This window comes from Microvirga sp. CF3016, from assembly GCF_036314085.1.
Classification (GTDB): domain Bacteria; phylum Pseudomonadota; class Alphaproteobacteria; order Rhizobiales; family Beijerinckiaceae; genus Microvirga.
In genome coordinates, this window is the sequence record NZ_JAYGGM010000008.1 from 158,043 (window position 1) to 170,827 (window position 12,785).

A 12,785-nucleotide genomic window follows, 5' to 3' on the forward strand; every position below is an offset into this window, starting at 1 on the left:
GAGCGGATCGTTGAGTTTCGAGATCGTCTCGCAAGCACACTGCTTCGGCGGCACGCAGTTCGTCTACAGCCATGCATCACGGGAAACCGGCACGCCCATGCGCCTTGCGGTCTTCATTCCGCCGCAGGCGAACGGGGGCAAGGTGCCGGTGGTGTGGTTCCTCTCCGGGCTCACCTGCACGGAGGAGAACTTCACCGTGAAGGCGGGCGCACAGCGGGTCGCCTCAGAGCTCGGCTTGATCCTCATCGCCCCCGACACCAGCCCTCGCGGCGAGGGCGTGCCGGACGATCCGGAGGGCGCTTACGATTTCGGCCTGGGTGCCGGCTTCTACGTGGATGCGGTGCAGGAGCCGTGGACGAGGAACTACCGCATGCGCTCCTATCTCGAGCGCGAGCTGCCGGGTCTGGTGGCCGAGAACCTGCCGGCCGACATGGGCCGCCAGGGCATCACCGGCCATTCCATGGGCGGCCACGGGGCGCTGACCCTGGCGCTTCGCAACCCGGAGCGTTTCAAGGCCGTCTCGGCCTTCGCGCCCATCGCTTCGCCCATGAACTGCCCCTGGGGCGAGAAGGCCCTGTCGAACTATATCGGCCCCGACCGCGCAGCCTGGCGCGACTATGATGCCTGCGCGCTGATCGAGGATGGTGCGCGCGTGCCCGATATCCTGATGGACCAGGGCACGGCCGACGGCTTCCTGGACAGCCAGCTCAGGCCTCAGCTCCTGGAGGCGGCCTGCACCAGGGCAGGCCAGCCCCTGACGCTGCGGATGCAGGAAGGCTACGACCACTCCTACTTCTTCATTGCCACTTTCATCGAAGACCACCTGCGCTGGCATGCGGAGCGCCTCGGCCGCTAGGCTTCACCGCGTCTGGAACAGCTCAGGATGACGGAGCTGCAGGGCCTGGACCAGGGCCAGGGTCTTCATGTCGGCAATGGCGCCGCGCTCCAGCAGGCTCATGAGCTCGTCAAGACCGATTTCCAGCACTTCGATCTCCTCGTGCTCCTCGGCGAGCCCTCCCCCCTCGCCGACCCGGTCGGCGGCCGTATAAGGCGCGAGGAAGAGGTGGAGGCGCTCCGTCGTCATGCCGGGCGCCGACCAGGCGGTCCCGACCGGCTCCAGCTCGGTGATGCGAAGCCCCGCCTCCTCCATGGTCTCGCGCCGGGCGCAGGCCTCCGGCTCGTCCCCGTCGAGCAGGCCCGCCACGGCCTCCAGGAAGTCCGGATGGCCCTCCACATGCATGACGGGGGCGCGGAACTGCCGGATCAGGATGACCTTGCGGGTTTCCGGATCGTAAGGGAGCACCGCAGCGGCGTCGGTGCTGTTCAGGACCTCCCGCGCCATGGTCCGGCCATCCGGCATCTCGACCGTGACCTTGAGAAGCCTGCGCCAGCCTTCATAGAGGGTTTCGACCTTTTGGATTCGATAGCCTGCCACGTCCTGCTCTCTCCGTTCGATGGTGCCGAAGCCTAAGACAACACGCGAAATGCTCAAGTTATCCCTCACCGTCAGGCCGAGGTGAAGCAGAGTGCCGTCTTCGTGCGTTAGAAGCACACGCTAGTGAAGGAGAGTTGCGTGCTGGAAGGTTTGGTTACGGCCATCAGGAGAAGGCAGGCGATCCTGTTTGCCGGTGCCGGGGTCTCCATGACCGTGGGCCTGCCCTCCTGGAGCACCCTGATCGAGCATATTGCGGAGGAGCTGAAGATCGACCTGTCCGACTTCAAGGGAGCGGACCTCAATTATCTGACGCTCGCGGAATATTACCGCCTCAAGCAGGGCAGCATCGGGCCCCTGCGCAGCTGGATGGACCGGAACTGGACCATTCCGGAGGCGACTCTGAAGAAATCCCGCGTGCACGAGCTCATCTGCAGGCTCGACTTCCCGATCATCTACACGACGAATTTCGACCGCAACCTGGAAACCTCCTTCGACCTGCAGGGCAAGGATTACGTCAAGATCGTCAATGCCAAGGACATCGCCCGTGTTCGGCCGGGGGTGACGCAGATCGTCAAGTACCATGGCGACTTCGACGACGACGGTTCCATCGTCATTGCGGAGACCGATTACCTCGAGCGCCTGTCTTTCGAGTCCCCCCTCGACATCAAGTTCCGATCCGATGCGCTGGGCAAGACGATCCTGTTCATCGGCTACAGCATGACGGATCTCAACATCCGCTTCCTCATGCACCGGCTCTGGAAGACCTGGGCGGATTCGGGCTACGAACGGGACCGGCCGCAATCCTATGTGTTTATGCTGCGCCCGAACCCTGTCGAGCAGGCGGTTCTGGAGCAATGGGGTCTGCAGGTTCTGACGGAAAAGGATTGCAAGCCTGACGAAGCCCTCGAAACCTTTTTGGCCAAGCTTCACAAGGCCGTAGAGGCGAAAGAGGATGATGCCTGATTTTGCATCGGCATCACCTTGTGCCAATGTGGCGGCCCTTCTCGCTTCCAAGATGATGTCATGGCCGCCGCACCGAAACGCCGTCTTTCCCTTCGCGACGTTCTGACCGATGGGCGCATCGCCCTCATGTTGCCCTTAGGCTTTTCCTCAGGCCTGCCCTTCCTGCTCGTCTTCAGCACGTTGTCGGCCTGGCTCAGGGAGGCAGGCATCTCCCGCACCGAGATCGGCATGCTGAGCTGGGTGGCCCTGGCCTATTCCTTCAAGTTTCTCTGGGCTCCCATCGTCGACCGCTACGACGTGCCGGGTCTCGCAAACCTTCTGGGGCGGCGGCGCGGCTGGATGATGTTCGCGCAGATCGTCACGGCCCTGGGACTGGTCGGCATCGCCGTGAGCGATCCGCAGACGAGCCTGTCCCTCACGATCGCTTCGGCGCTTCTCGTCGCCTTTGCCTCGGCCACGCAGGATGTGGTGGTCGACGGCTGGCGCATCGACGTGGCGTCCACCGAGCGCCAGGGCATGATGGCTGCGTCCTATCAGCTCGGCTACCGGCTGGCCCTCATCTGCGCGGGCGCGGGCGCGCTCTACATCGCGGAGTTCGTGAACTGGCGTAGCGCCTATCTGGCCATGGCCGCACTCATGGGTGTCGGTCTCGTCGGTACGCTCCTTGCGCCGCGCGGCAACGAGAGCGCCGCGCGCGAGCGCCTCCCGATCACCGCGGCGATCATCGAGCCTCTCACCGATCTCTTTCGACGCAAGGGGCTGATCCTCATCCCGATCCTCATCCTCATCGCCTGTTTCCGGCTGCCGGATTTCGTCGCCGGCGTCATGGCGAACCCGCTCTACATCGACCTCGGCTTCTCCAAGACCGACATCGCCAACGTGTCGAAGCTCTACGGCGTATGGGTCGGCATCATCGGGGCCTTTGCGGGAGGATTGGCGCTCACGCGGCTCGGCCTGTGGTGGACGCTGCTTATCGGCGCCGTGATCGCCGCCTCCTCGAACCTGATGTTCGCCTGGCTCGCCGCGGAAGGCGCGCGGCTCGACCTGCTGACCCTGACGATCAGCTTCGACAACTTCGCGGCGGGCTTTGCGGGCTCCGCCCTGATCGCCTACATGTCGGGCCTCACCTCGCCGGGCTTCGCGGCGACGCAATACGCGCTTCTGAGCTCGCTCTATGCGCTGCCCGGCAAACTCATTGGCGGCGCCTCGGGCGCAGTGGTGGACGCCTACGGCTATCCCCTCCTCTTCACCGCCACCGCCAGCATCGGCATCCCGCTGGTGATCCTGTGCTTCGTGGTTCGGCGGGACACGATGGAGACGGTGGAGGAGAAAGACGAAACAGTCGAGATGACCGCCACGCCGGTGGGGGCCGGCTCGAGGGCATGAGTTCTCCGCCATCCTTCACGTCATCACCGGCCTTGTGCCGGCGTTCCCGATGTGAAAGGCGCCAGCCCTTAAAGATCGGAAAGGCCGGGACTAGCCCGGCCATGACGGAAAGAGCACCTCATCAACGATCTTAATCGACCTTCGTCGTCCGAGCCAACCACTCCTAAGCGGCGATCAAACCCAGCCGCCGTCCACGAGATAGGTCTGCGCCGACATGGCGCTGGAATCGTCCGAGCCGAGGAAGAGCGTGAAATTGGCGATGTCCTGCGGCACGAGCTTGCGCTTCACGCATTGGCGCTTGAGCAGCTCCTTCTCGCCTTCAGGCGTGAGCCAGAGGTCGATCTGGCGCTGGGTCATGATCCAGCCCGGGACGAGACAGTTGACGCGGATGTTCTTCGATCCAAGCTCACGGGCAAGGGCACGGGTCAGTCCGACCGCGGCGGACTTCGCGGTCTTGTAAGCCGCAAAGGAATCGTCGCTCACCATGTAGCTCGTGGATCCCATGTTGATGATCGAGCCGCCGCCGGCTTTCTCCATGTCGGGCAGCACGGCCTGAGCGGCGAAGAACTGATGGTCGAGATTGGTGGCGAAGCGCTCGCGCCAATATTCCGGCGTCACCTGGTCGATGGTGTGGCGGTCGTCGCGGGCCGCATTGTTGACGAGGATCGTGATGGGGCCGAGCGCGTCGCTCGCGCGCCGGATCGCCGCCTGAAAGGCAGGGATGTCGCGCACGTCGCTGTGCTCGAAATGCACGCGCTCGCCGAGTTCCTTCGCCAGAGCCTGTCCAGCCTCGGCATTGTAGTCGAGAACCGCGACCTTGCTGCCCTGGGCATGGAAAGAACGCGCGATGCTCTCGCCGATGCCGCTGGCACCGCCGGTGATGAGAACGGTCTTGCCCTTCAGGGAACCGTAGATGGTCTGGGTCATCGATTTTCACCTTGTTCCAATAAACTGGCGGTCATCCCGGGTCTGCATAGCAGAAGCCGGGACCGTTTGACGAGAACGTCCTTTATCTCGGCACGCAATCCCGGATCTTCGCTCACGCTGCATCCGGGCTGATGCAACGGCCCTCAGCTCGCGCCGGGTCCCGGTGTCGCGCCGGGCGGGCACTTGCCCAGGATGATCATCCCGAGCACTTCGTCCTGCGTGACGTCCTGCACATTCGCCGAGCCCACGAGCTTGCCGTTCTTCATCACGCTGACGCGGTCGGCGAGGCCGAACACGTCGTGGATGTCGTGGCTGATGAGGAAGATGCCGATGCCCTCCTTCTTCAGCTGCAGCACGAGGTCTGCGACCTGCTGCGTCTCGGCGGGGCCGAGCGCGGCCGTCGGCTCGTCCATGATGAGCACGCGGGCGTTGAAATAGATCGCCCGGGCGATCGCCACCGATTGCCGCTGCCCGCCCGAGAGCGCCTTCACCGGCTCCTTGAAGCGGCGGAAATGCGGGTTGAGGCGGGCCATGACCTTGCGGGTCTCGGCCTCCATGGTCGCATCGTCGAGTGTGCCGTAGGGCGTGAGGACCTCGCGCCCTAGGAAGATGTTGCCGGCAGCGTCGATGTTGTCGGCGAGGGCCAGCGTCTGGTAGATCGTCTCGATGCCGTAGCGCTTGGCATCGCGGGGCGTCGCGATATCGGCGTGCTCGCCGTTGACGAAGATCTCGCCAGCATCCGGTTTGTAGGCTCCGGACAGGATCTTGATCAGCGTCGACTTGCCGGCGCCGTTGTGGCCGAGCAGGCCGACCACTTCCCCGGGGCGAAGATCGACGGAGACGCCGTCCACGGCCTTGATGCCGCCGAAGGCGATGGAGATGTTGCGCATCTCGACGAGAGGCGTCGTTCCATTCGTGTGCATGATGCGCTTTCCTTACTTGATGCGACGGCGGTAGAGGCTGTCGACCCAGACCGCGAGCACGAGAACCGCGCCGACGACGATGTTCTGCAAGGGCGTATCGACCCCGAGCAGCACCATGCCCGATTGCAGCGACTGCATGACGAGCGCGCCCAGCATGGCGCCTGCAATCGTGCCGATGCCGCCGGCCAGCGACGTGCCGCCGATCACTGCGGAGGCGATCACGTAAAGCTCGTCGAGGGTGCCGGCCGCATTCGTCGCCGCGTTGAGGCGCGCGGTCGAGATGCAGGCGGAGATGCCGCAGAGCAGGCCCATGAGGCCGAACACCTTCATCAGCGTCCAGCGGGTGTTGATGCCTGAGAGCTCGGCTGCCTCCGGATTGCCCCCGATGGCGAACACGTAGCGTCCGAACCGCCGGCGCGTGGCAATGAAGGTCATGACGAGCCCGACCATGATGGCGATCAGCACCGGCAGGGCCACGCCCTGCGAGATGAACAGGCCGCCCTCGGGCCACGCGATGCCGCGGGCCTCAGCCCAGGCCCGGGCCGATCCCATCGGCATGGGATAGGAGTTGAAGATCGCAGCGGTTGCCAGAACGGCACCACAGGCGACAACGGCAATCACCGCGTCGGCCCAGCCAGGACGCACTGGAAACCCGAAGCGCAAACGACGGCGGCGGGTCAGGCCCAAAGCCACGATGATGAGGCCGCAGGCAACGGCAGCGATGATCCAGGTGGTGGTGGCGCCGAGCGCGCCTTCCACGCCGCCGCCGAAGGCCTTGAAGCGGGTGTCCATGGGCGCGACGGTCTGGCCCGTCGTGACCCACCAGGCCGCGCCGCGCCACACGAGGAGGCCGCCGAGCGTGACGATGAAGGACGGAATGCTGAGATAGGCGATGAGCCAGCCCTGGAACAGGCCGATCGATCCGCCGACGACGAGGGCGATGAGCACGGCGAGCGGTGCGGTCAGCCAATGCTCAAGGCCGAGATAGGCCGGCAGCCACTGCACCTGGGCGACGCCGATGATCATGCCGACGACGCCGAGGATCGCGCCGACCGACAAATCGATGTTGCGTGTGACGATGACCAGCACCATGCCGGTCGCCATGACCGCGACGGAAGCGGTCTGGACCGAGAGGTTCCAGAGGTTGCGCGGAGTCAGGAAGACGCCGCCGGAGAGGATGTCGAAGCCGATCCAGATGACGGCGAGCGCCGCCAGCATGCCGAGCATCCGGACATCGATCTCGAGCTTCGACAGGAGCGAACCGGAAGCGGCGGTCGGCGGCGGGGCAGTCGTGGCAACGGGTGCGGTCATCACGTCACGCTCAAAGGACAAACGAAGGGTTTGGATAAAAGAATGTCATCCCCGGCGGCATGACGCTGCCGGGGATGATAGGCGTCGAAGGCGAGATCAGTTGCAGGCCTTCACGGTACCGGCCTTCACGCCCTGGCAGACCACTTCCTTGGAGGCCCAACCGGCATTGATGACCACGTCGAGGTTGTCCTTCGTGATCGCGACGGGCGTGAGGAAGAGCGCCGTCATGTTCTGCTTCTTCGGGCCGAGATTCCAGGACTTCGCCCCCTGGACCTCGTTAAGCTTCTTGCCGCCGGCCAGCTGGATGGCGATCTCCGCGGCATTGCGGCCGAGTTCGCGGGCATCCTTGAACACCGTGACGGTCTGCGTGCCGAGCGCCACGCGATTCAGGGCCGCCTTGTCGGCGTCCTGGCCGGAGACCGGGACCGAGCCGGCGAGGCCCTGCGCGGCGAGCGCCGCGATGGCGCCGCCCGCGGTACCGTCATTGGCGGCGATCACCGCGTCGATCTTGTTGTTGTTCTTGGTGAGGAACTGCTCCATGTTCCGCTGCGCGTTGGCCGGGAGCCATCCGTCGGTATAGGCTTCGCCCACGTTCTTGATCTTGCCGGCATCGATGGCAGTCTTCAGCACTTCCATCGAGCCCTGGAACAGGAAGTTGGCGTTCGGATCGGAGCCCGAGCCCTTGATGAAGGCGTAATTGCCCTCGGGCTTGACCTTCAGCACCTCGCGGGCCTGGAGACGGCCGACCTCGACATTGTCGAAGGTGAGATAGAAGGCCTGCGGGATCTCGATGAGGCGGTCGTAGCCGACCACCGCGATGCCTTCCGCGATGGCCTTCTCGACCGCCGGACGCACGGCGTCCGCGTCCTGGGCCAGCACGATCAGCGCCTTGGCACCGCGGGAGATGAGGCTTTCGATGTCGGTCAGCTGCTTGGCGGGCGAGGACTGGGCATCGGCCGACACATAGGTGCCCCCGGCCTTCTCGACCGCTGCCTTGATGGCGGCCTCGTCGGTCTTCCAGCGCTCTTCCTGGAAATTCGACCAGCTGACGCCGACGACCGGGCCCTTCTGGGCGAAGGCGGCGGTGGCGGACAGCGCCAGAGCGGCAAGAGAGATCAGTGCGTGTTTCTTCGATAGCATCGGCTTCCTCCTGGATCTTGCGTTCCCTTGCAAGTCCCTCGCGCATGACAGGCCGTCGGTCCGTCTCAGACCGACAAAATGGCTCGCTCTGCCATGTTTATATTTCGAGCGCGGAAATAATTATCTCAGCCGTTCGCCTCTTCAAGCTCCATCTGGCTTATATTTTCGTCTGATATCCCCTTATCCTGGAACTGTTTTATTCATAACCTGAACAAATGATCATGGCGACCATGCTCCCCCTCTCTCCTCGTGAAATGGCCCGGCGGCGCTTGCTCGATGCGTTGCGCCGGGAAGGCCCCATGGCGCGGGTGGAGATCGGCCAGCATCTCGGCATGAGCCCGGCGAGCGTCTCCGACCTGACGGCCAGCCTCCTCGACGAGGGGATTCTGGTCGCGGAAGAGGCTGCCGATTCGGCCTCTGGCCTCATCCGCGGGCGGCCCAAGACCCGCCTTTACTTTGCCGAGACCCTCGGCTCGGTGGTCGGCGTCTGGACCGGGTTCAACCGCATCGAGCTGCGCCTTGTGGACAGCGCCGGGCGCAACCGCGCCAGCCGCCATATCGAGCGCCCCCTGCGCAATCTCGGCGCCGAGGAGCTGATGGATGTGCTGGCCGGCACGATCACGGCCTTCGCCGAGGAGAGCGGCGCCCACGATGTGAAGGCCATAGGCCTGGCCTGCCAGGGCTATGTGGACACGAAGGACGGGATCGTCGCTTGGAGCCCGGTGCTGGGCACCCGCGATCTGCCGCTGGCCTCAGGTCTTGGTGACAGGCTCGGCAAGCCCATCCTCATCGAGAACGATGCCAGCGCCATGGCCTTTGCCATTACGCAGCGAAACTCGGATCTGCGATCCGGGCGCACCGCCTGCCTGATGGTCGGCGACGGTGTCGGCCTCGGCTTTCTGATCCAGGGCGAGCTCTATCGCGGCGCCCGGTTCGGCGGCAGCGAGTTCGGCCATGTGAGGCTGCGCCGGAGCGGCCCGCAATGCCGCTGCGGCGGGCGCGGCTGCATCGAGGCCTATCTCGCCGATTACGCCCTGCACCGGGACGCGCAGCTCATCGACCACCGCCCGGCCCCGACCCTGCTGCTGCCGAGCGAGGACGCCATGGAATCGATCGTCGAGCAGGCCCGGGCGGGCGATCCCGCCCTCCACAATCTGTTCCAGGCCGCCGGCGAAGTTCTGGGCGATGCGGTCGGCATCCTGATCCAGACGCTGGAGCCCGACCACATCGTCATCTGCGGCCCCGGGACGAGGGCCATGGACCTGCTGCGTCCCTCGTTCGAAGCGGCCCTCGACTCGCAGACAATTCCCGAGCTGCGCGCGCTCGCCGCCATCCATGTGGTGGAATCCTCCATGGACCTGCTGACGGAGGGCGTCGTCATGCAGGCCCTGCGCGAGCTGGATCTCGATCTCGCGCGCCTCAGGGCTGCATAAACCGGCCGCGGGCGTAGCCACGGGCCTTCAAAAACACTATCTGTTACAGGTCGATCTTCTCACCAAAAGACACCCATGGCTTCCTCCCGTCCCGTCCAAGCCGGCGACCATGTCTTCCTCGTCGACGGCTCCTCGTTCATCTTCCGGGCCTACTTCCAGTCCATGAACCAGGACCAGAAGTACAATGCCCGCTCGTCGGACGGCATGCCGTCCGGGGCCGTGCGGCTCTTCGTGTCCAAGCTCCTGCAGTTCATGCGCGACGGCGCGGCCGGCCTGCGGCCGACGCATCTCGCCATCGTGCTCGACAAGTCCGAGGGCTCCTTCCGCAAGGAGCTCTACGAGGACTACAAGGGCCACCGGCCGGATGCGCCGCAGGACCTGAAGGTCCAGATGCCGATCATGCGTGAGGCGATCCGCGCCTTCGGGCTTGAGCCCGTGGAGCTGCAGCGCTACGAGGCGGACGACCTGATCGCCACCTATACCCAGCAGGCGAAGGCCCGCGGGGCCGACGTGCTCATCATCTCGTCCGACAAGGACCTGATGCAGCTCGTGGGGCCGAAGGTGTGCTTCTACGATTTCGAATCGGGCTCCAAGGGCAAGCCCGGCTACCGGCCCGAGCGCAACCTCGACGAGGCCGCCGTCACGGAGAAGTGGGAGGGCATCCCGCCGGAAAAGATCGGCGACGTGCTGGCCCTGATGGGCGACACCTCGGACAACGTGCCGGGCGTGCCGGGCATCGGTCTCAAGACGGCCGCGCAGCTGATCAAGGAATACGGCGATCTCGAAACGCTCCTGGAGCGGGCGCCGGAGATCAAGCAGCCCAAGCGCCGCGAGACCCTGATCGCCAATGCGGAATCGGCGCGCCTGTCCAAGAAGCTCGTGACGCTCGACTGCGAAGCCCCGGTGCCAGTGCCCCTCGACGACCTGCGCCTGCCCGAGCCCGATCCGAAGACGCTGATCGGCTTTCTCAAGGCTATGGAGTTCAGCACGCTGACCCGGCGCGTGGCGGAACTCTACGAGGCCGATCCCGCGGCGATCGAGCCCGATCCGCGCCTCCTGCCCGGCGGCGAGGCGATCCGCTGGGAGCGCGACGGGACCGGGGTCACCGCGCCCACCGACGATGCCGTGCCCTTCTTCGGCAAGGCCGACGCGGCGGCGGGGGAGGTCGATCCCTTCGCGGGCCTCGACCTGCCCGAGACCGCGACCCTGCGCAAGCCCGTCGAAGGCCTTGGCACGCCCTCGCAGCTCGCCGGAAAGCGCGCCACGGAAGCCGCGTCGGTTCCGATCGACACGTCATCCTACGAGACCGTCACGAGCATCGAGCGCCTGAAGGAATGGATCGATCAGGCCCGCCAGCAGGGCTATGTGGCCGTCGACACGGAAACGAGCGATCTCGATGCCAACCGGGCGGATCTCGTGGGCTTCTCCCTGGCGCTCGAGGCCGGCAAGGCCTGTTACGTGCCCTTGCAGCACCGGGATGAATCGGATCTCTTCGGCGGCGGCCTGGTCAAGGGCCAGATCCCCGTCGGCGAGGCGCTCGATGTCCTGCGCCCGCTCCTGGAGGATTCCTCCGTCCTCAAGATCGGACAGAACCTGAAATACGACTGGGTCGTGTTCAAGCGCCACGGCATCGAGGTGACGCCTTACGACGACACGATGCTGATCTCCTACGTGCTCGATGCCGGCAAGGGCTCGCACGGCATGGACGAGCTCTCGCGCCGCCATCTCGGCCACTCGCCGATCAGCTTCTCGGATGTCGCCGGCACGGGCCGGAACAAGGTGACCTTCGACAAGGTCGAGATCTCCAAGGCCACCGCCTATGCGGCGGAAGATGCCGACGTCACCTTGCGCCTCTGGCAGGTGCTGAAACCCCGCCTCGTCGCCGAGCGGCGCGCCACCGTGTACGAGACGCTCGAGCGCCCCATGGTCGACACGCTGGCCCGCATGGAGATGCGCGGCATCATGGTCGACCGGCAGATCCTGAGCCGCCTCTCGGGCGATTTCGCCCAGACGCTGGCGCGGCTCGAGGACGAGATCCACGAGATGGCCGGCGAGAAGTTCGCCCTCGGCTCGCCGAAGCAGATCGGCGACATCCTCTTCGGCAAGATGGGCCTGCCCGGCGCGAAGAAGACCCCGTCCGGCCAATGGGCCACACCCGCGACGCTCCTTGACGAATTGGCGCAGGCCGGCCACGAGCTGCCGGCAAAAATCCTCGAATGGCGCCAGCTCTCCAAGCTGAAATCCACCTACACGGACACGCTGCAGGAGCACATGCATCCGCAGACCCAGCGGGTGCACACCTCGTTCTCGCTGGCAGCCACGACGACGGGGCGCCTCTCCTCGTCCGATCCGAACCTGCAGAACATCCCGATCCGCACGGAAGCGGGCCGAAAGATCCGCAAGGCCTTCGTGGCGCCGGACGGCCACAAGATCCTCTCGGCGGATTACAGCCAGATCGAGCTGCGGCTGCTCGCGCATATCGCCGACATTCCGCAACTGCAGGAAGCTTTCGCGGAAGGGATCGACATTCACGCGGCGACGGCTTCGGCCATGTTCGGCGTGCCGCTCGACCAGATGACGGGCGATCTGCGCCGCCAGGCGAAGACCATCAATTTCGGCATCATCTACGGCATCTCGGCCTTCGGCCTCGCCACGCGGCTCGGCATTCCGAACCAGGAGGCCTCCGCGTTCATCAAGCAGTATTTCGAACGCTTCCCCGGCATCCGCACCTATATCGACGAGACGAAGCGGTTCTGTAAGGACAAGGGCTACGTGACCACCCTGTTCGGGCGCATCTGTCATTACCCGCAGATCCGGTCGAGCAACCCGTCCGAGCGCGCCGGCGTGGAGCGCCAGGCCATCAACGCGCCGATCCAGGGCACCGCCGCCGACATCATCCGCCGCGCCATGGTCCGCATGGACGATGCCCTGAAAGCCGAGCGCCTCTCCGCCCGCATGCTGCTGCAGGTACACGACGAGCTGGTGTTCGAGGTGCCGGACGACGAGGTCGACGCCGCCTTGCCGGTGATCTCCCGCGTGATGACGGAAGCCCCCTTCCCGGCAATCACCCTGAAGGTGCCGCTCGCCGTGGAAGCCCGCGCGGCGCAGAACTGGGACGAAGCGCATTAGAACATGGGACCAGAGCATGGGACCCGAAAGTGGAGTTGCACTTTCGGGATCCATCCGGTGCTCATTATTGGCTGGCGCTCATTGAGCAAGGAATATCATGATTCCGTTCCCACATGATGCGCCAAGCATGCACGTGAT

10 protein-coding genes are annotated in these 12,785 nt (G+C 65.1%); 5 read left to right on the top strand and 5 right to left on the bottom strand.

Features of this window, described 5'->3' with window-relative positions; translation table 11 throughout:
* The first annotated feature begins 10 nt into the window (after positions 1-10).
* Positions 11-856 (top strand): S-formylglutathione hydrolase, encoded by an 846-nt coding sequence (gene fghA / locus VB672_RS13840; protein WP_329784779.1) that lies wholly within the window; start codon positions 11-13, stop codon positions 854-856.
* Between the two features lie 3 nt (positions 857-859).
* On the opposite strand, the gene VB672_RS13845 is transcribed toward fghA, so the two are convergent.
* The gene (locus VB672_RS13845) at positions 860-1,435 is read right to left on the bottom strand and encodes an NUDIX domain-containing protein (protein WP_329784871.1); all 576 of its coding nucleotides are present in this window, start codon (positions 1,433-1,435) and stop codon (positions 860-862) included.
* Positions 1,436-1,573: 138 nt separating this feature from the next.
* On the opposite strand from VB672_RS13845, the gene VB672_RS13850 reads away from it, so the two are divergent.
* Positions 1,574-2,398, top strand: a complete 825-nt coding sequence (locus VB672_RS13850; protein WP_329784780.1) for an SIR2 family NAD-dependent protein deacylase — start codon at positions 1,574-1,576, stop codon at positions 2,396-2,398.
* A gap of 60 nt (positions 2,399-2,458) precedes the next feature.
* Positions 2,459-3,784 (top strand): AmpG family muropeptide MFS transporter, encoded by a 1,326-nt coding sequence (locus tag VB672_RS13855; protein ID WP_329784781.1) that lies wholly within the window; start codon positions 2,459-2,461, stop codon positions 3,782-3,784.
* A 174-nt stretch (positions 3,785-3,958) separates the two neighbouring features.
* Here the strand turns inward: VB672_RS13855 and VB672_RS13860 are convergent, their stop codons facing one another.
* From VB672_RS13860 to xylF, 4 genes are all read right to left on the bottom strand, one after another.
* Complete coding sequence (locus VB672_RS13860; protein WP_329784782.1) at positions 3,959-4,711, bottom strand: SDR family NAD(P)-dependent oxidoreductase; 753 nt, start codon at positions 4,709-4,711, stop codon at positions 3,959-3,961.
* A 143-nt stretch (positions 4,712-4,854) separates the two neighbouring features.
* Positions 4,855-5,634: an ATP-binding cassette domain-containing protein gene (locus VB672_RS13865; RefSeq protein ID WP_329784783.1), complete on the bottom strand. Its 780-nt coding sequence runs from the start codon at positions 5,632-5,634 to the stop codon at positions 4,855-4,857.
* A gap of 12 nt (positions 5,635-5,646) precedes the next feature.
* A complete protein-coding gene (locus VB672_RS13870; protein ID WP_329784784.1) occupies positions 5,647-6,945 on the bottom strand; it encodes a sugar ABC transporter permease in 1,299 nt (432 codons plus the stop codon).
* A 96-nt stretch (positions 6,946-7,041) separates the two neighbouring features.
* Positions 7,042-8,085, bottom strand: a complete 1,044-nt coding sequence (xylF, locus tag VB672_RS13875; protein WP_329784785.1) for a D-xylose ABC transporter substrate-binding protein — start codon at positions 8,083-8,085, stop codon at positions 7,042-7,044.
* A 221-nt stretch (positions 8,086-8,306) separates the two neighbouring features.
* Here xylF and VB672_RS13880 point away from each other — a divergent pair, with 221 nt between their 5' ends.
* Positions 8,307-9,518: an ROK family protein gene (locus VB672_RS13880; RefSeq protein WP_329784786.1), complete on the top strand. Its 1,212-nt coding sequence runs from the start codon at positions 8,307-8,309 to the stop codon at positions 9,516-9,518.
* A gap of 75 nt (positions 9,519-9,593) precedes the next feature.
* Positions 9,594-12,647 (top strand): DNA polymerase I, encoded by a 3,054-nt coding sequence (gene polA, locus VB672_RS13885; RefSeq protein ID WP_329784787.1) that lies wholly within the window; start codon positions 9,594-9,596, stop codon positions 12,645-12,647.
* The last annotated feature ends 138 nt before the right edge of the window (positions 12,648-12,785 follow it).